Origin of the sequence: Kineococcus haloalkalitolerans, assembly GCF_050871905.1 — a bacterium.
In the GTDB taxonomy this organism is placed as follows: Bacteria; Actinomycetota; Actinomycetes; order Actinomycetales; family Kineococcaceae; genus Kineococcus.
Map to the genome: position 1 here is coordinate 189,076 of NZ_JBJLSH010000002.1, position 20,639 is coordinate 209,714.

Below are 20,639 nucleotides of genomic sequence, written 5' to 3' on the forward strand. Positions count from 1 at the left end.
AGAAGCTCGAAGACGGCGTGTCGGCCGATGACGGTCGCGATCCCGCACACCCCGCCCGCTCGTCCACAGCGACGCAGCGTCACGCACCGCCCGGCGGGCACCCTCGGCGCCCGTGGACGCGCTGACGGCCCTGACGGAGTGCGGCGGGGCCGCCCGGTTCGCCCGCCTGGAACGGCTCGTCGCTCGGCGCGAGCTCGCGGCGGCCGTGCGCGGCGGTGAGGTGGTCCGGCCCTCGCCGGGGTTGTACGCGCTGCCCGGCTGCCCGGCCGACGTCCTCGCCGCCGCGGCCGTCGGCGGGGTCCGCTCCTGCCACTCAGCTGCGGCGGCCCTGGGGCTGGACCTCGTCGAGCCACCCGGTGCGCCGCACGTGACGGCCCGGCCGCGCACGCGCGCCACCCGCGCCGGTGTCGTCGTGCACCGCCGCGACGTCACCGACCTGGACGGGTGCACCGACGTGCTGACGACCTGCCTGGACTGCCTGCGGTGCCTGCCCCGGCGCACGGCGCTCGTCCCGGTCGACAGCGCGCTGCGGCGGGGCCTGCTGGACGTCGGCGACCTGCTGGCCGCGGCCTCGCGGCTCAACCGGCGTGACCCGCGCCGCGCCCTGCTGCGGATGGTGGACCCGGCCAGCGGGTCGGCGCTGGAGACCGTCGCGCGCGTCGACCTCCTCGACGAGGGGTACGCGCTGCGCACGCAGCGGGTCTTGGAGCCCGCCGGGCGCGTCGACCTCGTCGTCGACGGCTGGCTGGTCGTGGAGGTCGACGGGTTCGCCTTCCACTCCTCGCCGAGGCAGCGGCGCGAGGACCTGCGCCGCGACGCGGAGCTGACCCGGCTGGGCCACGTGGTCCTGCGCTTCGACTGGCAGCAGGTCGTGCACCAGCGGTCGTGGTGGCTGGGCGTCGTGCGCGACACGCACGCCGCCGGCCCCGGCGCCGGGCGGGTCCTCAGGCGCGGTAGGTGACCACGACGGGGGCGTGGTCGGACCAGCGCTCGGCGTAGCTGGGGGCGCGGTCGGTGGCGACGTCGCCGGCGCGCGCGGCCAAGCCCGGGGTGGCGAGCTGGTAGTCGATGCGCCAGCCGGTGTCGCGGTCGAAGGCCTGCCCGCGCCAGCTCCACCAGGCGTAGGGGCCGTCGACGTCGCCGGCGGCGCGGCGCTGCACGTCCACCCAGCCCAGCTCGTCGAACCAGTGGTCGAAGTGGGCGCGCTCGTCCTCCAGGAACCCGGCCTTGCCGCGGTTGCCCTTGTGGTTCTTGATGTCGCGCTCGGTGTGGCCGACGTTGAGGTCCCCGGCGACGAGGGCCTCGCGGCCGGTGGTGCGCGCCTGCTCGGCCAGCTCGGCCAGGCGGGCGTCCATGAGGTCGAGGAACCGGTGCTTCTCGTCCTGCTGGGGGCTGCCGACCTCGCCGGAGTGCACGTAGGCGCTGACGACGGTCAGCGGTCCGCACGCCGCGTCCAGGTCGGCCTCCACCCACCGGCCGCTGGTGGTGAACTCCTCGTCGCCGCCGAACCCGACGCGCACGGCGGTCAGCTCGTGGCGGGAGGCGACGGCCACCCCGGCGCGGCCCTTGGCGGCGGCCTCGGTGTGCGCGACGTGCGGGTAGCCGGGCAGCGCCCCGCGCAGCACGTCGTCGGGGGCGCGGACCTCCTGCAGCAGCAGGACGTCCGGGGAGCGCTCGGCCAGCCACGGGTGCATGCCGCGGCGGACCGCCGCGCGCACCCCGTTGACGTTGACCGTCGCGACGACCGTGGACTCCCTCTGCGCAGGCACGGGCGGGCACGCTACCCGGCGGGCCGTCACCCACCGCGCGCCCCGGGCACGACGAGGCCCGTCTCGTAGGCCAGCACGACGGCGTGGGCGCGGTGGCGGACACCGGTCTTGGCGAGCACCCGGTTCACGTGCGTCTTGACGGTGGCCTCGCTCAGCGACAGCGCCGACGCGATCTCACCGTTGGTGAGGCCGTGGGCCACGAGCGTCAGGACCTCGCGCTCACGCGCCGTCAGCACCCGGAGCGCGGGAGGGTCGGGTGTCGGCGGCGGACGCTGCACGTGCGCCTCGATGAGACGGCGGGTCAGGACCGGCGCCAGCAGCGCCTCGCCCGCGGCCACGACGCGCACACCGTCCGCGAGGCGGTCGGCGGGGCAGGTCTTGAGGAGGAAGCCGGCGGCACCCGCCCGCAGGGCGGCGTACACGTACTCGTCGAGGTCGTAGGTGGTGAGGACGAGCACACGCGCGCGCGCCCCGCGCTCGACGAGCCGGCGGGTGGCCCGGATGCCGTCCAGGCGCGGCATCCGCAGGTCGAGCAGGACGACGTCCGGGTCCGTCGCGGCGACCGCCTCGAGCGCCTCGACGCCGTCGGCCGCCTCGGCGACCACGTCGACGCCCCGGACCTCCAGCAGGGCCCGCAGGCCGGTGCGGACGAGTTCCTGGTCGTCGGCGAGCACGACGGAGACCACCGTTCAGCCACCTCCCCCGGCGCCGCGGACCGGCAGGTGCGCGCTCAGGCGGTGACCGCCGGCAGCGGTCGGGCCGTGCTGCAGCACCCCGCCCAGGGCGGCCACCCGCTCGGCCAGCCCCGGCAGCCCGTGACCGCCGGGACCCACCCCCCGCGGTGGGCGGGTCGGGGGCCCGTTGGTGACGGTCACCGCGAGGTCGTCGCCGTGGACGGCCAGGGTCACGGCAGCGCCCGCTCCGGGGGCGTGCTTCACGACGTTGGTCAGGCCCTCGGCGGCCACCGCGCAGGCTCCTGCCCGCACCTCGGGCGCCACCCGCCGCAGGTCCTCCGGGGCGACGACCAGGTCGACGGGCACCCCGGTGCCCTCGACCTCCCGCACGAGGTCCTCCAGCGCCTCGAGGTCGGCGCGCGGGACAGCACCGAGCTCGCCGGTCTCGTCGCGCAGCAGCCGCAGCAGCCGCCCGGTCTCCCCGACGGCCGTGCGGGCGCAGTCCTGCACGTGCCGCAGGCTCCGTCGGCACCCCTGCGGGTCCCGGTCGACGGCGTCCTCGGCGACCGAGGCCTGCACGAGGACGATGGCGAGCGAGCGGGAGACGACGTCGTGCACCTCGAGGGCGAGGCGGCGCCTCTCGACCGCGGCGACCTCGAGCAGCTCCCGCTCGTGCCGGGCACGGGCGCGCTCGGCCTCGACCGCCAGGTCGGCGCTGCGGCGCAGCTCGCGCCGCAGCAGGACGCCGAGCAGCCACGGCGGGTAGGTGAAGACCGCCCCGAACATGGCGCTGGGGTCGAAGCCGCGGTCGAACCCGTCGATGGCCGCCAGCCCCAGCAGGGTCACGGCGAGGGCCGCCGAGACCGCCGCGGCACCGGGCCACAGCGCCTCCCGCCGCGGGTGGCGGCCGGCGCTCCAGGCCGCCAGCGACAGCAGCAGGACGAACGAGGCCGGCTCCTGCACCGGCACACCGACGGCCGCCGGGGCCAGGTACAGGACTGCGACGGCGGGCGAGGTCAGCTCCCCGGCGATGCGGCGCGCCGCGAGGACCAGGCACGCGCACCAGACGGAACCGAGGGAGGCCCACAGCGGCCCGTAGCCGCCGAGGACGTGCTCGAGGCTCGCGACGATCCCGAGCGCGGCGGGCAGGGCGGCGTCGCCGCGGGGCAGGTCGCGCAGCGCGTGCCGCGGACCGGGGTCCATCCCGGGACGTTAACCCCGTCCCGGTACCGGCCGCATCAACCCGCTGCGGTACCCGCCGACCGCCACGGGTCGACGACGCCGGCCGCCGCACCGGCGGACCCTGCGACTGGGCCGCGGTCGGTGCGGCCCGCGGAGGAGGAGGTGGCGCGGTGGTCGGCGTGGTGGTCGAGGACCCTGCGGGAGGAACGAGGTGGGAGCGCGCCGTCGCCCGGTGGGCGGTGGTCGCCGCGGTGGGGGCGTGCGTCGTCGTGCCGCTGCTGGCGCTGTCGTGGTTCCGGACACCGGACGGGGCGCCGGCGCTGGCACCCCCGGTGACGTGGTGGGCGGAGCCGGCGGACCGGCTGCTGGAGCCGCTGCTGGGCTTCGGCAGCCCCGCGCGCGTGTACGCGACGTGGCTGGTGGCGGCGGCGGTGCTGTTCCCCGCCGTGCTGGTGTCCGCGGTGAGCGCCCGGCGCGCGCGACGGCCGGCGACCCGCGTCGAGCGCGGGTCGTGGGTGGTCGTGGTCGTCGGCGCGGGCCTGTCCCTGGCCGGTGTCGCGCTGGCCGGCGCGGCGCTGAGCGCGGACCCCGCCGGGGGGCCGGTGGTGGACGTCGCCTACCTGGCGCTGATGCTGCCGGGGCAGCTCCTGGTGCTGACCGGGTCGACGGTCCTGGGGGTGTCGCTGCTCCGTTCGCGGTGGGCGCCGCGCGCCGCGGCGTGGTGGCTGGCGTCGGCCCTGCCGCTGGCCCTGGCGCTCAGCACCGTCCTCGGGCACAACAGCTTCGGGATGCTGCCGCTGTTCGTGGCCTGGGGCGTGCACGGGGCGGGCGTCCTGCGCGGCGCGCGCCGCCGTCCGCGGGCGGCCGTCGCGGAGCGCGGCGGCGCGAGGACCGCCGCGCCGCGCTGACGCACCGGCGGACCGGCGGACCCGACGCCGTCGTCGGGGCCGCCGGGCGGCGGGCTCAGCGCAGGCCGGCGGCCCGCTCGGCGCTCTCGACGACGTTCGTCAGCAGCAGCGCGCGGGTCATCGGCCCGACCCCGCCGGGGTTCGGGGCCAGGTACCCGGCGACCTCGGCCACGTCCAGCGCGACGTCGCCGGTGAGCTTCGACCTCCCCGTGGCCGGGTCCGGCACGCGCGAGACGCCCACGTCGAGGACGGCGGCGCCGGGCTTGACGGCGTCGGCCGTCACCAGCCCGGGCACGCCCGCGGCCGCGACGACCACGTCGGCGCGGCGCAGGTGGGCGGCCAGGTCCTTCGTGCCCGTGTGGCACAGGGTGACGGTGGCGTCGATGCCGCGGCGGGTCAGCAGCAGCCCGATGGGCCGCCCGACGGTGACGCCGCGGCCGACCACGACGACCTCGGCACCCTTCAGCGGCACGTCGTGGCGCTGCAGCAGGTCGATGACCCCGCGCGGCGTGCACGGCAGCGGGGAGGTGATCTCCTCCCCCACCCGCAGCACGAGCCGGCCCAGGTTGGTCGGGTGCAGGCCGTCGGCGTCCTTGGCCGGGTCCACGAGCTCCAGGACCCGGTTGGCGTCGATCCCGCGCGGCAGCGGCAGCTGGACGATGAACCCGGTGCAGTCCGGGTTCGCGTTCAGCTGCGCGACCTCCGCCTCGACCTCGCCCTGGGTGGCGGTGGCGGGCAGCTCCACCTGGATCGAGGCGATGCCCACCTCGGCGCAGTCGCGGTGCTTGCCGCGCACGTAGGACGCCGAGCCGGGGTCGTCGCCGACCAGCACGGTGCCCAGCCCGGGCACGACGCCGCGCTCGCGCAGCGCGGCCACGCGCTGGGCGAGGTCGGCCTTGACGGCCGCCGCGGCGGCCTTGCCGTCGAGGACGATGGCGCTCACGCGTGCGCCTGCGCGGAGGGGTACAGCGGGAAGCGGGCGGTCAGCGCCGCCACCCGCGCGCGCAGCGCCTCGGCGTCGAAGCCGGGCTGGAGGGCCTGGGCGATGACGTCGGCGACCTCGGTGAACTCCTCGGCGCCGAAGCCGCGGGTGGCCAGCGCGGGGGTGCCGATGCGCAGGCCGGAGGTGACCATCGGCGGGCGCGGGTCGAAGGGCACCGCGTTGCGGTTGACGGTGATGCCGACCTCGTGGAGGCGGTCCTCGGCCTGCTGGCCGTCCAGCTGCGACTCGCGCAGGTCCACCAGGACCAGGTGCACGTCGGTGCCGCCGGTGAGCACGGACACGCCGGCTTCGCGGGCGTCGGCGGCGGTCAGGCGCTCGGCGATGATGCGCGCGCCCTCCAGGGTGCGCTCCTGGCGCTCGCGGAACTCCTCGCCCGCGGCGACCTTGAAGGCGACGGCCTTGGCGGCCACGGCGTGCATGAGCGGGCCGCCCTGCTGGCCGGGGAAGACCGCGGAGTCGATCTTCTTCGCGTGCTCGGCGGTGGTGAGGATGACGCCGGAGCGGGGGCCGGCCAGCGTCTTGTGCACGGTGGAGGTGACCACGTGCGCGTGCGGGACGGGGTTGGGGTGCAGGCCGGCGGCGACCAGGCCGGCGAAGTGCGCCATGTCGACCATGAGGTACGCGCCGACCTCGTCGGCGATCTCGCGGAAGGCCGCGAAGTCCAGCTGGCGGGGGTACGCCGACCAGCCGGCGATGATCAGCTTGGGGCGAGCGGACAGCGCGGTGGCGCGCACGACGTCCATGTCGACGCGGAAGGTCTTCGGGTCCACGCCGTAGGCGGACACGTCGTACATCCGGCCCGAGAAGTTGATCTTCATGCCGTGGGTGAGGTGGCCGCCGTGGGCCAGCTCCAGGCCCAGGATGCCGTCGCCGCCGCGGATGAGGGCGTGCATGGCGGCCGCGTTGGCGGTGGCGCCCGAGTGCGGCTGCACGTTGGCGTGCTCGGCGCCGAACAGCTCCTTGGCACGCGTGCGGGCCAGCTCCTCGGCGACGTCGACGTGCTCGCAGCCGCCGTAGTACCGCTTGCCCGGGTAGCCCTCGGCGTACTTGTTCGTCAGCACCGAGCCCTGCGCCTCGAGGACGGCGCGCGGGGCGAAGTTCTCGCTGGCGATCATCTCGAGGGTGTCGCGCTGGCGGCCGAGCTCGGCGTCCAGGACGGCGGCGATCTCGGGGTCGACCTCGGCCAGCGGCCGGTCGGTGACGCCGGGGGCGGTGGTCTGGGGCAGGACGTCGGTCACGTTCGCTCCTCGGGAGGCGGCGGGGGACGACGCGAGGCCCAGGCGGACGACCCCGTGCACGGCGGGCCGCGCACCCGGCCGGTGCGCACCCGTTGCCGCTCCCCGGTGGTTCCCCACCCGCGCCAGTCGCGGCCGGTCCAGGCTAGCCGACGGCCGCGTCCAGGACGGTCCGCATCTTGGCGGCCGTCTCCTCCACCTCGGCGCTGGGCACGGACCCGGCGACGATGCCGGCGCCGCCGAAGATGCGCAGGGAGCGCCCGCGCACCTCCGCGCAGCGCACCGCGACGACCCACTCGCCGTCGCCGTCGCCGTCCTGCCAGCCCACCGCCCCGGCGTACAGGCCGCGCTCGAGCTGCTCCACGTCGCGGATGACCGCGAGGGCGCCGGCGCGCGGGGTGCCGCCGACGGCGGGGGTGGGGTGCAGGGCGGCCACGAGGTCCACCGCGGTGGTGCTGCGGTCGGTGAGCAGCGCGGTGACCCGGGTGGCCAGGTGCCAGACGGCGGGGGTGGCCAGCAGCTCCGGCTCGGGGGCGCTGACGGTGCGGCAGAACGGCTTGAGGCCCTCGACGACGGCCTCGACGACGTAGGCGTGCTCGCGGCGGTCCTTCTCGCTGCCCATGAGCGCCTCGGCGCGGCGCAGGTCCTCCGTCGGCTCCGGCGAGCGGGGGATGGACCCGGCCAGCGGGCGCAGCAGCACGCTGGGCCCGCGCCGGCGCAGCAGCAGCTCGGGGCTGGCGCCGACCAGCCAGCGGGCGTCGGGGCGGGCGGGGTCGTCCACCGGCACGGCCAGCGCGGTGGCGGCGGGGTTGCGCCCGGCCAGGCGGGCGGCGAGGTCGGGCACCGACCACTCCTCCAGGCCGGTCAGCTCCAGGGAGCGGGCCAGGACGACCTTCTCCGCCTCCCCGGCGCCGATGCGCTCCAGCGCGACGCGCACCTCCTCGGCGTACACCTGCGGCGGCGGCACGGGCCGGCTGGAGGCCACGGTGGGCCGGCGCCCGGGCGCCCCGCGCAGCGGGCCCTGGCTGCGCTCGGCCGGGCCCACCCGCAGCGCGCCGGGCTGCGACAGGTCGAAGGGGACGGCGCCCAGGACGATCGTGTCGGGGTCCTCGTCGCGCTCCAGGGTGCCCACGACGGCCTTGAGCTGCGCCAGGCCGCTGCCACCGGGCACCAGCGGCCGGGGGCCGCTCTGGCGCAGGACCTCCTTGGCGCCGGCGAAGACGGACGGCGGCCCGGCGCCGTCGGGGCCGGGGGCCGTCGGTCGTTCGGGCACGGACCGAAGCCTAGGCTTCACGGCGTGAGCACGCGCCCGAGGGTCCTGACCCTGTCCTGCCCCGACCGCCCCGGCATCGTCCACGCCGTGACGGGGGCGCTGGTCGCCCTCGACGCGAACATCACCGAGAGCCAGCAGTTCGGGGACCCCGACAGCGGGCTGTTCTCGATGCGGGTGGCCTTCGACGCGGGCGCGAGCGACGAGGCGCTGCGGGCGAACCTGGAGGTCGTGGCCTCGCGCTTCGACCTGGACTGGCGGATGAGCCCGGCCGACGAGCCGGTGCGCACCCTGGTGATGTGCTCCAAGCAGGGCCACTGCCTGAACGACCTGCTCTTCCGGGTGCGCTCGGGCGACCTGCCGCTGGCCGTGGCGGCCGTGGTCTCCAACCACACCGACCTGGCGCCGCTGGCGGACTTCTACGGCGTGCCGTTCCACCACGTGCCGGTGGTGACGGGCGACGCGGCCTCCAAGGAGCGCGCCGAGGAGCGGCTGCTGGAGCTGGTGGGCGAGCTGGACGTGGAGCTGGTGGTGCTGGCCCGCTACATGCAGGTCCTGTCCGACGGGCTGTGCCGGCAGCTGGCGGGGCGGGCCATCAACATCCACCACTCGTTCCTGCCGAGCTTCAAGGGCGCCAAGCCGTACCACCAGGCCCACGACCGCGGCGTGAAGATCATCGGCGCGACCGCGCACTACGTGACCGCCGACCTGGACGAGGGCCCGATCATCGAGCAGGAGGTCGAGCGGGTGGACCACCGCCACTCCCCCGCCGACCTGGTCCGCGTCGGGCAGGACGTGGAGGCGCGCACGCTGGCGCGCGCGGTGCGCTGGCACGCCGAGCAGCGGGTGCTGCTCGACGGCCACCGCACCGTCGTCTTCCGCTGACCCCCGCTCCGCGCCGACCGGCCCGCCCGCGGGTGGACCGGTCGGCGGGGGATCAGCGGGCGGAGCTGCCCAGCCGCAGGTTCTCCGCGTCGATGCGGTCGGCGCGCTGCAGGTCCTCCTCGAAGTCCACCTCGACGACGTCGTAGGCGGACACGTCCACGGGCAGCACCCGCATCCCCCGGGCGATGGCCGTCTCGATGCCGCGCTCGAAGTAGTCCGTGTCGGCGCAGGCGCGCAGCTCCTCGCGCAGCAGCGCCTTGTCGGTGGAGGACACGTAGTTGATGCCGACGGCCTCGCCGAGCCCGCCGACGACGGTCTTCGACAGCTCCCGCACGTACCCGTCGTCGTCGACGGTGTACTTGACCTCCTCCTCGCCGACGGCGGCGGTGTTGACGCACACGAACGTCTCGTCGCGCTCCAGGTGCGGGCGCACCACCTGCAGCACCCGCGGGTCGAACACGACGTCGCCGTTCATCCACAGCACGCCGCCGTGCTGGGACAGCGTCAGCGCCCGCAGCAGGCTCTTGGAGGTGTTCGTGGAGTCGAACAGCTCGTTGTAGGCGAACAGCAGGTCCGGGTGGGCCTCCATGATCACCGTCGCCTTGAAGCCGACGACGACCGTGACGGGGACGCGGCCCAGGACGGCGCGCAGGTTGTCGACCTGCTGGCGCATGATCGTGCGCCCGTCGCGCAGGACGGTCTGCGACTTCGGCAGCGGCCGGCCGAGCCGGGTGCCGAGGCCGGCGGCCAGGACGACGGCCTGGACGTCGGCGGGGGTGGTGGGGACGTCGTTCACGAGCGCACCTCCATCGGGGCGGGTGCCGGGGACAGGACGAGGTCGAGCACGCGGTCGGCCGAGCGCCCGTCCTCGCGGTGGCAGAACCGCTGCCGGAAGACCCGGTAGCGGTCGGCGTGCTCGGCGCGCAGGGCGTCGAGGTCGGCGACGGCGTCGAGGACCTCCTCGGTCGTCGTCAGCATCGGCCCGGGCGCGATCGCGTACGGGTCGAAGTAGAAGCCGCGCAGGCTGTCCCGGTAGCGCTCGATGTCGTACACGTAGGACACGACGGGCTTGCCGGTGACGGCGAAGTCGAACTGCGCGGAGGAGTAGTCGCTGACGAGGACGTCGGCGGCCAGGTACAGGTCGTTGATGTCGGGGTGGGCCGACACGTCCAGCACGCCCGGCGCGTCCACCGTGCCCAGGGCGCCGGCCACGAGGTAGTGCAGGCGCAGCAGCAGGACGGCGTCGTCGCCCAGGCGCTGGTGGAAGCGGTCCAGGTCCAGCGCGAGGCGGAAGTCGGGGCCGTCGCCGAAGCGCTCGTCGTCGCGCCAGGTGGGCGCGTACAGGACGGCGGTGCGCCCGGCGGGGATGCCCAGCCGCTCGCGCACCTCCTCGCGGCGGCGGGCCGCGGGCTCGCCGACGAGGGCGTCGTTGCGCGGGTAGCCGGTGACCGGCGCGTGGCCGGTGTAGCGGAAGGCACCGGTCAGCGGGCCGTGCGCGGCGTCGCTGGGCACGAGCAGGACGTCCCAGCGGGTGACGTCGTCGTCCAGGCGGCGCATGACGTCCTCGCCGTCGGGCTGGGTGAAGACCGCGTCGCGGTGGATGCGCTTGAGCGGGGTGCCGTGCCACGTCTGCAGGTAGGTGGCGCCGGGCTTCTTGCGGAAGGCCGGCAGGTGGTTGTCGGCGACCACGAGGTCGGCGCTCTCCAGCGCGGCCACCGTCTCCGGCGTCCCCCAGGCCGCGGTCACCGTCCCGGGCGGGAAGGTACGGCCCGGGCCCGCCAGCCAGACGTGCTCGACGCCCTCGGCGCCTCGGGCGAGCAGCCGCTGGTGGATCGCTCGCGGGTTGTCGGCGTACCGGCCCCCGAAGCTGTAGTAGACGATCTTCACGGTCTCCCTGTCGCTCGCGCCGGGGCCGCTCCGGGTCGGCGGCCCTCGACGGGACGGACCATGATGCCCGGCTCAGGGGCGCCCGGGCACCGTCGCGCTGCCGGTCGGCGGCCCACCGGGTGACGCGGAGCCGGGTGAGGGGGGCACCGGGGACGGGGGCAGCGGCGCGATGCTGCGGTAGTCCGAGCGGTCCACCGGCCCGCGGTCCAGGCCGGCGTCGGTGGGCACCTCCACGAGGCTGCCCTCGACGGCCAGGTGCACCGAGTCGACGCCCGGCATCGCCGTGACCGTCCACACCAGCTGCCCGATGGCCAGGAGCTGGTCGCCGCCCGGCACGCTGTCCAGGCTGCGGTCGGCGGCGAGCACGACCGAGCCCTCGGGCGGTGGCGGGTCGGTGACCGCCACCGCCACCCGCTGGGGGGTGAGCGCGGTGCGCACCCCGCCGTCGACCTCCTGCCGGGTGGGGCCGGCGGTCAGCTGGTCGAGGGCGACCTGCACGGAGGCGGCCGGCACCCCGCGCTCCACCGCGACCAGCCGGCCGTCGCGGACGAGGTAGACGGGGAGCACCAGCCGTTCCCCGCCGGGCGCCGGGCGGGTGCCGCCGTCGACCGTCGGGACGTCGAGGACGACGGGGTCGGCCTGCGGCCGCACCCCGCAGCCGGCCAGCGCGGTCACCGCGGTCACCGCGGCGCACCCGAGGACCGTGCGGGCGCCGGCGCCCCGGCGAGCGGCCCGGCGGCGCGTCACGCCGGACCCTCCCCACCGGCGGTCGCCGTCGCGGGCGGGTCGTCGGCGTGCACGGGCAGCTCCACGACGAACCGGGCTCCCCCCTCGGGCGCGTCCTCGACGGTGACCGTCCCGCAGCAGGCGTGCAGGTGGCGCTCGACCAGGGACAGCCCCAGGCCGCCGCTCCCGCCGGCGCCGCGCACCGCGCTGCGGCCGCGCGCGAAGCGCTCGAAGACCCGCTCGCGCTCCTCCGGCGGGATCCCCGGCCCGGCGTCGTCGACGACGACCAGGCCGCGCCCGGCGCCGCCCGCGTCCGCCCCCGGCGCGGTCCGCACGGTGATCGCGGTGATCCCGCCCGCGTGGCGCTCGGCGTTGTCGACGAGGGCGCGCAGGACCTGGTGCAGCCGCCTGCGGTCCGCGGTGACGACGACGTCCCGGGCGCCGGCGTCGACGTGGACGAGCGGCAGCAGGGCCGCGGGCACCGAGCGGCGCACGAGGTCCGCCAGCACCAGCGGTTCCAGGACGACGTCGGCGGTCCCGGAGTCCGCCCGGGAGATCTCCAGCAGGTCCTGCACGAGCCGCTGGAGGCGCTCGACCTCCGCGACGAGCAGGTCGAGCCCGTCGCGGCCGGACGGCGGGAGCGCGGCGCGGTGGGAGCCGAGGACGTGGGCGGCGCTGCCGACCGTCGTCAGCGGCGTGCGTAGCTCGTGGGCCACGTCGGAGGCGAAGCGGGCGTCCGCGCGCACCCGGCGCGCGAGGTGGGCCGCCGTGGCGTTGAAGGACGCCGCGATGGGTGCCAGGTGGCGGTCGCCGCCGGGGTCGATGCGCGCGTCCAGGTCGCCCCCGGCGACGGCCGCGGCCGCAGCGGCCACCCGGTCCAGGGGCCGCATGACCGGCCCGGTGACCCAGCGCCCGAGGACGAGGGCCAGCAGGGGGACGACCAGCACGGCCACCGACAGCGCGATCCCGAGGGCGCGGTGGGCCTCGTCCAGCTCCTGCAGCGGGAAGACCTCGAAGTAGGCCGTCCCGGGCGCCGCGAGCGGCACCCCGACGACGAGCTGCGTGCGACCGCCGACCTCGGCCCGCTGGTGACCGCTCGCGCCGGAGACGACGAGGCGGCGCAGTCCCTCGGGCACGTCGCGGCTGCCGGTGGACAGGGACGTGGTCGACCACTGGCCGTCGACGAGGGCCAGCGACGCGGAGCCGGTCTCCCGGGGCAGCTGCGCGAGCAGCTCGGTCGGCGTCAGGCCCTGCGCACCCAGGCCGCGCTGCAGCTGGGCGGCGTTGTTCAGCGCCTGGGTCACGGTGACCCGCTCCCGGTGCCCCGTGAGGTAGGTCGTCACGACGACCCACACGCTGACGGCGACGGCGAGGGTCAGCACCAGGGCGAGGCCGGCGAACGCCAGGCTGGAACGGCCCCGCAGGGAGGTCCACCAGCGGCTGCGCCCGCGCGGCCCGGCGGGGGACGTCACGGCTGCACGCGGTACCCCGTGCCGCGGACCGTCTGGACGTGGCGCGGGTTCCCCGGGTCCTCCTCCACCTTCAGCCGCAGGCGGCGGATGTGGACGTCCACCAGCCGGTGGTCGCCGAAGTAGTCGTAGCCCCACACCTTCTCCAGGAGCTCCTCGCGGGTCACCGCCCGGCCGGGCACCCTCGCCAGTTCGCACAGCAGGCGCAGCTCCGTCCGCGTCAGGTCCACGGGGTCGCCGTCCCGGGTCACCAGGCCGTCTTGCGGCCGGACCTCCAGGTCGCCCACGCGCACGGGGTCGGCGTGGTCGGCGCGCCCGCCGCGCCGCAGGGAGGCCCGCACGCGGGCGCTGAGCTCCTGGGGGACGAACGGCTTGGAGACGTAGTCGTCGGCGCCGGCCTCCAGCCCGGCGACGACGTCGTGGCTGTCGCTGCGGGCGGTCACCATGATGACCGGCACCGTGCTGGTGCGCCGGATGCGCCGGCACACCTCGAAGCCGTCCAGGTCGGGGAGCATCAGGTCCAGCACCACCACGTCCAGGCCGCCGCGGGCGGCCCGGGCGACGGCGTCGGCACCGGTGGCCACCTCCTCGACGTCGTAGGACTCGGCCGCGAGCAGCATGCTCGTGGTGCGGCGCACAGCGGGGTCGTCCTCGACGACGAGCACGGTCCTGGGCACCGACCGATGGTGGCCTCGCCCGTGCGCGAGCGCACGTCGTCACGGCCGGTGGACCGCGCGTGCGCGCGGACGGCGGGCGGGACGCCCGCGCGCCCGCGGCCGCGCCGGGGCCGCCCGGGCGGCCCCGCGCCGGGGCCGCCCGGGGCACCGGCGGCGGGGCCTCAGGTGTCGGAGGCGACGGTCTCGTCGACGTTCGTGGCGTCGATGTACGGCTGGGCGTCGTAGTCGCCGAACAGCTCGTCGTCCAGGTCCGTCCCGAGCTCCTCCTCCACCGTCGTGAGGTCGAAGGTCTCGTAGACGGTGCCCGTCACCCGCACGGTGAGCCCGGGCTCCAGCTCGCTCGTCGAGTCGGCACCGATGACCAGCATCGGGTCGACGCTGGTGTCGTCGGTGCCGGCGATGACGAACGAGGTGTCGTCGACCACCGTGTTGACGTCCGCGGAGACGGTGACCTCCTCGCCGTAGTACTCGTTCAGCCCGTCGTAGAACGCCGAGCCGTAGACGTCGTCGTAGACCTCGGCGCCGGGCTCCTCGGTGCTGTCCCCACCCTCCTGGACGTCTTCGACGCTCACCCCCTCCTCGGGCCCGGCCGTGTCGCCGCAGCCGGTCAGGCCGACCACCGAGAAGGCCAGCACGCCCGCGGCGGCGGCCCGGGCGAAGGGGTTGGTGACGTTGTCCCGCAGCATGTCCCGCTCCTCTGATCGGTGTCTCGGACTGGCGCCAGCCTGCGCCGGTCACGGCACCGGGTGCGCGCCGGAACGGGGGGTCCGCGGAGGATGTCACGAGAGCGTCACACGGGCCCGCCCCGTGTGACGCGGACGTGACGGCGCCCACCGGCCCGTCGCGGCGCGGGACCCGGTCCCGGACGCGCGACGGCCCCCGTCCCGGGCGGGACGGGGGCCGTCGGCGTGCCGGCGCGGCGGCCGGGGCGCGGGTCAGCGCAGGCGCGCGGCGAGGTTCTCGTCGAGCGTCGCGAGGAACTCCTCGGTGGTCTGCCAGGCCTGGTCCGGGCCGACCAGCAGGGCGAGGTCCTTGGTCATCTTGCCGCTCTCGACGGTCTTGACGACGACGTCCTCGAGGGTCTCGGCGAAGCCGGTGACCTCGGGGGTGGAGTCGAGCTTGCCGCGGTGGGCCAGCCCGCGCGTCCACGCGTAGATCGAGGCGATCGGGTTGGTCGAGGTGGGCTTGCCCTGCTGGTGCTGGCGGTAGTGGCGCGTCACGGTGCCGTGCGCGGCCTCCGCCTCCACGACGCCCCCGTCGGGGGTGGTCAGCACGGAGGTCATCAGGCCCAGCGAGCCGAAGCCCTGCGCGACCGTGTCGGACTGCACGTCGCCGTCGTAGTTCTTGCAGGCCCACACGTAGCCGCCCTCCCACTTCAGGGAGGCGGCGACCATGTCGTCGATGAGGCGGTGCTCGTAGGTGATGCCCGCCTCGGCGAACTTCTCCTTGAACTCGGCCTGGAACACCTCCTCGAAGATGTCCTTGAAACGGCCGTCGTAGGCCTTGAGGATCGTGTTCTTCGTGGACAGGTACACCGGGTACCCGCGGGCCAGGCCGTAGTTCAGCGACGCGCGGGCGAAGTCCACGATGGAGCTGTCGAGGTTGTACATCGACAGCGAGACACCGGCTCCGGGCGCCTGGAACACCTCGTGCTCGATGGGCTCCGAGCCGTCCTTCGGGGTGAAGGTGACGGTCAGCGTGCCCTCGCCGGGGAAGCGGAAGTCGGTCGCGCGGTACTGGTCGCCGAAGGCGTGGCGGCCCACGATGATCGGCTTGGTCCAGCCCGGCACCAGGCGCGGGATGTTCGAGATGATGATGGGCTCGCGGAAGATGACGCCGCCGAGGATGTTGCGGATCGTCCCGTTCGGGGACCGCCACATCTTCTTCAGGCCGAACTCCTCGACGCGGGCCTCGTCGGGGGTGATGGTGGCGCACTTGACGCCGACGCCCGCCTTCTTGATCGCGTTGGCGGCGTCGATCGTGATCTGGTCGTCGGTCGCGTCCCGGCTCTCGACGCCGAGGTCGTAGTACTCCAGGTCGACGTCCAGGTACGGGTGCACCAGGCGGTCCTTGATGAACTGCCAGATGATCCGGGTCATCTCGTCGCCGTCGAGCTCGACGACCGGTCCCTGCACCTTGATCTTGGCCACTGCTCCCCCTCCTCCGGGTGCCACCGCCGTCGGTGGTCGATGGCTGCGCGTCCTCGCCGGCGCGCGCGCCGACCCCCGGACTCCACCCGGCGGGCGGAGGGGGTGTCAAGCGGTGCGCGCGCCGTTCCCTCGACGTCAAGCTACCCGCACGGCCCCCCGCACCGGCCGCCCGGGGCGCCGACGGCTGCCCGCGCGCGGGCCCGGCCGTTACGCTGCCGCCCCGTGAGCAGTCCCCAGGCGCCCGTGGAGTCCCCCCTCGACCCCGCGCCCGGCGCGGCCCCGGGAGCGCCCGACCCGCGCAGCACGGCCGGCCGGCTGGCCGAGCTGCACCGGCGCGCCCACGAGGCCGTGGCCGCCGCCGACGAGCGCGCCGCGGCCCGCCAGCACCCCCGCGGCAAGAAGACCGCCCGCGAGCGCATCGCCGCGCTGGTCGACGAGGACTCCTTCGTGGAGCTGGACGGCTTCGCCCGCTCCACGGCCACGGCCTTCGGGATGGCCGCCAAGCACGTCGACGGCGACGGCGTCGTCACCGGCTACGCCACCGTGGACGGGCGGCCCGTGGCGGTCTACGCGCAGGACTTCACGGCCTTCGGCGGCTCGCTGGGCGAGGTGCACGGCGCCAAGATCGCCAAGCTGCAGGAGTTCGCCGCCACGACCGGCTGCCCCGTGATCGGCATCAACGACGGCGGCGGCGCGCGGATCCAGGAGGGCGTGGCCTCCCTGGTGCAGTACGCGCGGATCTTCCGGCGCAACGTGCACGCCTCCGGCGTGGTCCCGCAGGTCTCCCTCATCGTCGGCCCGTGCGCGGGCGGCGCGGTGTACTCCCCCGCCCTGACCGACGTCACGGTGATGGTCGACGAGACCTCGCACATGTTCGTCACCGGCCCGGACGTCATCCGCACCGTCACCGGCGAGGACGTCGGCTTCGAGGAGCTGGGCGGGGCCCGCACCCACACGACGCGCTCGGGGGTGGCGCACCACCTGTCCCCCGACGAGGACGAGGCGATCGCCTACGTGCGCGAGCTGCTGTCCTACCTGCCCTCGAACAACCTGTCCGAGGCGCCCGTGGTGCCGGCGGAGGAGCCGGCGGGCCTGGAGGTCGACGAGCACGACCTGCTGCTGGACACGATCGTCCCCGACGCCGCCAACCAGCCCTACGACATGCTCCAGGTCGTCACCGGCGTCCTCGACGACGGCGAGTTCCTGCAGGTCCACGAGCTGTTCGCGCCCAACGTGCTGTGCGGGTTCGGCCGCGTGGAGGGGCGCTCGGTCGGCGTCGTGGCCAACCAGCCGCAGCAGCTGGCCGGCACCCTGGACATCGACGCCTCGGAGAAGGCCGCCCGCTTCGTGCGCCTGTGCGACGCGTTCAACGTCCCGGTCCTGACGTTCGTCGACGTGCCCGGCTTCCTGCCCGGCACCGACCAGGAGTGGAACGGGATCATCCGCCGCGGCGCGAAGCTGCTGTACGCCTACGCCGAGGCCACCGTCCCGCTGGTCACCGTCATCACCCGCAAGGCGTACGGCGGCGCGTACATCGTCATGGGCAGCAAGGAGATGGGCGCCGACGTGTGCCTGGCCTGGCCCACCGCGCAGATCGCCGTGATGGGCGCGCAGGGCGCGGTGAACATCCTGCACCGGGCGACGCTGAAGGCGGCCGCCGAGGCCGGCGAGGACGTCGAGGAGCGCCGCCGCCGGCTCGTGGAGGAGTACGAGGAGGAGCTGGCCAACCCGTACGTGGCCGCCGAGCGCGGGTACGTCGACGCGGTCGTCGCCCCCTCGGAGACGCGCGTGCAGGTGACGCGCGCGCTGCGGGCGCTGGCGACGAAGCGGGCGGTCCTGCCCGCCAAGAAGCACGGGAACATCCCGCTGTGAGCCAGCGGTGAACCGGCGATGAGCACCGCCGCGACGGGCGGGCCGGCGCGGGACGACGAGGAGGGGACGCGCGTGGCGCTGGAGGCCGCGGAACTGCTGGGGTCGCTGCGGATCGAGCGCGGCCACCCCGAGCCGGAGGAGCTGGCGGCGCTGACCGTCGTGCTCACCAGCACGCTGAGCACCGCGGCGGCGGCGGAGCCGGCGGCCGGGGCACCGGCCCCGCGCTCGCGCTGGGCCGACCGCCGGCACGTGCTCGGCCTGCCCCCGCGCCCGGGACCGGGCGGCTGGCGGGCCAGCGCGCTGCCCCGCGCGAGCGCCTGAGCGGGGGCCGGGCGGCGCGCGCGGCACGTCGGGACGCGCCGGTGCCGGCGGTGTCGGCGTCCTGACCTAGCGTCGGGGGCATGGCACCGCTCCGGTTCGTCCACACCGCCGACTGGCAGCTGGGCATGACCCGGCACTTCCTGGACGCCGACGCGCAACCGCGCTACACCGCCGCCCGCACCGACGCGGTGCGCCGCACCGGTCAGCTGGCCCGCGAGCGCGACGCCGAGTTCGTCCTCGTCTGCGGCGACGTCTTCGAGTCCAACGCCGTCGGCCCGCGCGTGGTGGCGCGGGCGCTGGAGGCCCTCGCCGACGGCGGGGTGCCCGTCTACCTGCTGCCGGGCAACCACGACCCGCTGGACGCCTCCTCGGTGCTGCGCTCGCCGGAGGTGCGCTCGGCGCCGGGTGTGCACGTGCTGGACACCCCCGGCCCGCACGAGGTGCGCCCGGGCGTGGAGCTGGTCGCCGCCCCGTGGACGTCCAAGCGCCCCCTGAGCGACCTGGTCGCGCAGGCCGTGGCGGGGCTGCCGGCCGACGGCACCCTGCGCGTGGTGGCCGGGCACGGGGCGGTGGACGCGCTGTCCCCCGACCGCGACGACCCCGCCCGCATCGCCCTGGCCCCGCTGGAGGAGGCGCTGGCCGACGGCCGGCTGCACTACGTGGCGCTGGGCGACCGGCACTCCACGACGCGGGTCGGGCCCTCGGGCGCCGTCTGGTACGCGGGCAGCCCGGAGGTGACCGACCGGCGCGAGGTGGACCCCGGCAACGTGCTCGTCGTGGAGCTGGACAGCTCCTCGCCGGCGAAGGTGGAGCCGGTGCGGGTGGGCACGTGGGCGTTCCCGCTGGTGCGCGCCGAGCTGGACTCCGACGAGTCGCTGGCCGCGCTGCGCGAGCGGCTGACGGCGATGCCCGCGAAGGACCGCACGGTCGTCACGCTCAGCCTGACCGGGACGCTGACGCTGGCGCAGAAGGCGGAGCTGGACGACCTGCTGGAGGCCCAGCGGCACCTGTTCGCGGGCGTGCAGGAGTGGGAGCGGCACACCGACCTGGTGGTGCTGCCCGCCGACGCCGAGCTGAGCGACCTCGGCCTGGGCGGCTGGGCGGACGGCGCGGTGGCCGAGCTGGCGGAGCTGGCCGGGCGGGCGGACCACGGCGGCAGCGGCGGGGTGGGCGGGCCGGACCCGGTGGTGGCCCGGGACGCCCTGGCGCTGCTGCACCGGCTGGCGGGCGGGGGGCCGCGCGCGTGAAGGTGCACCGCCTGCTCCTGAAGGACTTCCGCGGCGTCGAGCACCGCGAGCTGCACCTGCCCGAGGCCGGCGTGGTGGTCCTGGAGGGCGCCAACGAGGTCGGCAAGACGTCCGTGGTCGAGGCCCTGGACATGCTGCTGACGGAGAAGCACTCCTCGCGCAAGAGCTCGGTGCTGGCCGTCAAGCCGGTGCACCGCGACGCGCCCACCTCGGTCGAGGCGGAGCTGTCCTGCGGCCCGTACCGCTTCACGTACCGCAAGCAGTGGCACTCGCGGCCGGCGACCGCGCTGACGGTCTCGGCCCCGCGCCGCGAGCAGCTGACGGGCGAGGAGGCGCACGCCCGCGTCCTGGCGATCCTCGCCGAGACCCTGGACGAGGGCCTGTGGCGGGCGCTGCGCCTGCTGCAGGGCGCCCCGCTGGACACGTCGGTGGCGGGCAGCACCGCGCTGGCCGCCGCGCTGGACGCCGCGGCGGGCGGCACGTCGGGCGGGGACGGCGGGGACGGCGCCGAGGACCTGCTGGAGCGGGTCGCCGCCCGCCGGGCGGAGTTCCTCACCGCCTCGGGGCGGCCCACCGCCCGCTTCCGCGCGTGCGGTGAGGAGCTGGAGCGCGCCGTCGCCGAGCGCGACGCGGCCGCGCGGGCGCTGGCCGAGGTCGCCGCCGACGTCGAGCGGCACGCCGCCCTGGTCGCCGAGCGCGGGCGGCTGCGCGAGCACCGCGACCGCACCGCGGCCGAGGCGGACGGCCAGCGCGCAGCGGTGCGGGCGCTGGAGGAGCTGCGGGCCCGCGTCCGCGCCGGCGACGAGGTCGTCGTGCAGCGCGCGCGGGCCGCCGAGGAGGCCCGCGCCGCCGTGGAGCGCCGGCGGCAGCTGGCCGAGGACGCCGCTCGCCGCGCCGGTGAGCTGGCCCGCCAGGAGGAGGAGCTGGTGCGGCTGCGCGCCGCCGAGGGCGAGGCCGCAGCGCTGACGTCCCGGCTGGAGGCCGCGCGCGCGGAGGCGGGCGAGGACGCCGACGCCGCCCGGGCGGCCTGGTCGCGGGCCCGCGCGGCCGCCCGCGCGGCCGAGGACGCGGAGACCCTGCGGCGGCTGGCCGCCCGGCTGGCCGAGCACGACGCCGCCGAGCGCGACGTGGCGGCCGCGCGCGCGGCCCTGGGCGGCCTGGTGGTCGACGAGGCCCTCCTGCGCCGCGTCGAGGAGGCCGACGAGGCGGTCCGGGTGGCGCGGGGGGGGGGGGCGGGGCGCGGGGCCGCCCGGGGGGCGGGGGGGGTGGGGGGGGGGGGGGGGGGGGGGGGGGGGGGGGGGGGGGCCGGCCGGCCCCCCGGGGGGGGGGCCGGGGGGGGGGGCGGCGGGTGGGCTGCGCCCGCG

At 76.4% G+C, this 20,639-nt stretch carries 20 protein-coding genes; 7 read left to right on the plus strand and 13 right to left on the minus strand.

Annotation, left to right across the window (positions count from 1 at the left end):
- Positions 1 to 112 precede the first annotated feature (112 nt).
- Positions 113 to 961 carry an endonuclease domain-containing protein gene (locus ACRYMY_RS01845; RefSeq protein WP_432545560.1) on the plus strand — a complete coding sequence of 283 codons (849 nt, stop codon included), beginning with the start codon at positions 113 to 115 and terminating at the stop codon, positions 959 to 961.
- Here the strand turns inward: ACRYMY_RS01845 and ACRYMY_RS01850 are convergent.
- From ACRYMY_RS01850 to ACRYMY_RS01860, 3 genes are read right to left on the minus strand one after another with little or no spacing between them, the layout of a single operon-like run.
- Entirely contained in the window at positions 945 to 1,769 is an 825-nt protein-coding gene (locus ACRYMY_RS01850; protein ID WP_432545561.1) for an exodeoxyribonuclease III, read from the minus strand. The genes ACRYMY_RS01845 and ACRYMY_RS01850 overlap by 17 nt on opposite strands.
- A gap of 26 nt (positions 1,770 to 1,795) precedes the next feature.
- The gene (locus tag ACRYMY_RS01855; RefSeq protein ID WP_432545562.1) at positions 1,796 to 2,455 is read right to left on the minus strand and encodes a response regulator; all 660 of its coding nucleotides are present in this window, start codon (positions 2,453 to 2,455) and stop codon (positions 1,796 to 1,798) included.
- Positions 2,456 to 2,458: 3 nt separating this feature from the next.
- Positions 2,459 to 3,646 (minus strand): sensor histidine kinase, encoded by a 1,188-nt coding sequence (locus ACRYMY_RS01860; protein ID WP_432545563.1) that lies wholly within the window; start codon positions 3,644 to 3,646, stop codon positions 2,459 to 2,461.
- Between the two features lie 149 nt (positions 3,647 to 3,795).
- Here ACRYMY_RS01860 and ACRYMY_RS01865 point away from each other — a divergent pair, with 149 nt between their 5' ends.
- Positions 3,796 to 4,533 carry a hypothetical protein gene (locus ACRYMY_RS01865; protein ID WP_432545564.1) on the plus strand — a complete coding sequence of 246 codons (738 nt, stop codon included), beginning with the start codon at positions 3,796 to 3,798 and terminating at the stop codon, positions 4,531 to 4,533.
- Between the two features lie 55 nt (positions 4,534 to 4,588).
- Here the strand turns inward: ACRYMY_RS01865 and ACRYMY_RS01870 are convergent, their stop codons facing one another.
- The 3 genes from ACRYMY_RS01870 to ACRYMY_RS01880 all read right to left on the minus strand — a co-directional run bounded on the left by ACRYMY_RS01870 (position 4,589) and on the right by ACRYMY_RS01880 (position 8,044).
- Positions 4,589 to 5,476, minus strand: coding sequence for a bifunctional methylenetetrahydrofolate dehydrogenase/methenyltetrahydrofolate cyclohydrolase (locus tag ACRYMY_RS01870; protein WP_432545565.1), 888 nt, complete (start codon positions 5,474 to 5,476; stop codon positions 4,589 to 4,591).
- Positions 5,473 to 6,774, minus strand: a complete 1,302-nt coding sequence (gene glyA / locus ACRYMY_RS01875; RefSeq protein ID WP_432545566.1) for a serine hydroxymethyltransferase — start codon at positions 6,772 to 6,774, stop codon at positions 5,473 to 5,475. The genes ACRYMY_RS01870 and glyA overlap by 4 nt, the downstream gene beginning before the upstream one ends.
- A 142-nt stretch (positions 6,775 to 6,916) precedes the next feature.
- Positions 6,917 to 8,044 (minus strand): isochorismate synthase, encoded by a 1,128-nt coding sequence (locus ACRYMY_RS01880; protein ID WP_432545567.1) that lies wholly within the window; start codon positions 8,042 to 8,044, stop codon positions 6,917 to 6,919.
- Positions 8,045 to 8,068: 24 nt separating this feature from the next.
- Between ACRYMY_RS01880 and purU the strand changes: the two genes are divergently transcribed.
- On the plus strand, positions 8,069 to 8,926 hold the full coding sequence (gene purU, locus ACRYMY_RS01885; RefSeq protein WP_432545568.1) for a formyltetrahydrofolate deformylase: 858 nt from the start codon (positions 8,069 to 8,071) through the stop codon (positions 8,924 to 8,926).
- Between the two features lie 52 nt (positions 8,927 to 8,978).
- On the opposite strand, the gene ACRYMY_RS01890 is transcribed toward purU, so the two are convergent.
- The 7 genes from ACRYMY_RS01890 to ACRYMY_RS01920 form a co-directional block, all read right to left on the minus strand.
- Entirely contained in the window at positions 8,979 to 9,722 is a 744-nt protein-coding gene (locus ACRYMY_RS01890) for a phosphocholine cytidylyltransferase family protein (RefSeq protein WP_432545569.1), read from the minus strand.
- Complete coding sequence (locus ACRYMY_RS01895) at positions 9,719 to 10,813, minus strand: CDP-glycerol glycerophosphotransferase family protein (protein WP_432545570.1); 1,095 nt, start codon at positions 10,811 to 10,813, stop codon at positions 9,719 to 9,721. Before ACRYMY_RS01895 ends, ACRYMY_RS01890 begins: the two co-directional genes overlap by 4 nt.
- Before the next feature lie 72 nt (positions 10,814 to 10,885).
- Positions 10,886 to 11,560 carry a GerMN domain-containing protein gene (locus ACRYMY_RS01900; RefSeq protein ID WP_432545571.1) on the minus strand — a complete coding sequence of 225 codons (675 nt, stop codon included), beginning with the start codon at positions 11,558 to 11,560 and terminating at the stop codon, positions 10,886 to 10,888.
- Entirely contained in the window at positions 11,557 to 13,011 is a 1,455-nt protein-coding gene (locus ACRYMY_RS01905) for a sensor histidine kinase (protein WP_432545572.1), read from the minus strand. Before ACRYMY_RS01905 ends, ACRYMY_RS01900 begins: the two co-directional genes overlap by 4 nt.
- Complete coding sequence (locus ACRYMY_RS01910; protein WP_432545573.1) at positions 13,008 to 13,685, minus strand: response regulator; 678 nt, start codon at positions 13,683 to 13,685, stop codon at positions 13,008 to 13,010. The genes ACRYMY_RS01905 and ACRYMY_RS01910 overlap by 4 nt, the downstream gene beginning before the upstream one ends.
- A gap of 161 nt (positions 13,686 to 13,846) precedes the next feature.
- Entirely contained in the window at positions 13,847 to 14,371 is a 525-nt protein-coding gene (locus ACRYMY_RS01915) for a hypothetical protein (protein ID WP_432545574.1), read from the minus strand.
- Positions 14,372 to 14,620: 249 nt separating this feature from the next.
- Positions 14,621 to 15,835, minus strand: coding sequence for an NADP-dependent isocitrate dehydrogenase (locus tag ACRYMY_RS01920; protein ID WP_432545575.1), 1,215 nt, complete (start codon positions 15,833 to 15,835; stop codon positions 14,621 to 14,623).
- Between the two features lie 243 nt (positions 15,836 to 16,078).
- On the opposite strand from ACRYMY_RS01920, the gene ACRYMY_RS01925 reads away from it, so the two are divergent.
- From ACRYMY_RS01925 to ACRYMY_RS01940, 4 genes are all read left to right on the plus strand, one after another.
- The gene (locus tag ACRYMY_RS01925) at positions 16,079 to 17,707 is read left to right on the plus strand and encodes an acyl-CoA carboxylase subunit beta (protein WP_432545586.1); all 1,629 of its coding nucleotides are present in this window, start codon (positions 16,079 to 16,081) and stop codon (positions 17,705 to 17,707) included.
- A gap of 18 nt (positions 17,708 to 17,725) precedes the next feature.
- Positions 17,726 to 18,028, plus strand: coding sequence for an acyl-CoA carboxylase subunit epsilon (locus tag ACRYMY_RS01930; RefSeq protein WP_432545576.1), 303 nt, complete (start codon positions 17,726 to 17,728; stop codon positions 18,026 to 18,028).
- 80 nt (positions 18,029 to 18,108) lie between these two features.
- A complete protein-coding gene (locus ACRYMY_RS01935) occupies positions 18,109 to 19,275 on the plus strand; it encodes a metallophosphoesterase family protein (RefSeq protein ID WP_432545577.1) in 1,167 nt (388 codons plus the stop codon).
- Positions 19,272 to 20,639 (plus strand): AAA family ATPase (locus tag ACRYMY_RS01940; RefSeq protein ID WP_432545578.1); only part of this gene is annotated, 1,368 nt, incomplete at its 3' end. The genes ACRYMY_RS01935 and ACRYMY_RS01940, both read left to right, overlap by 4 nt.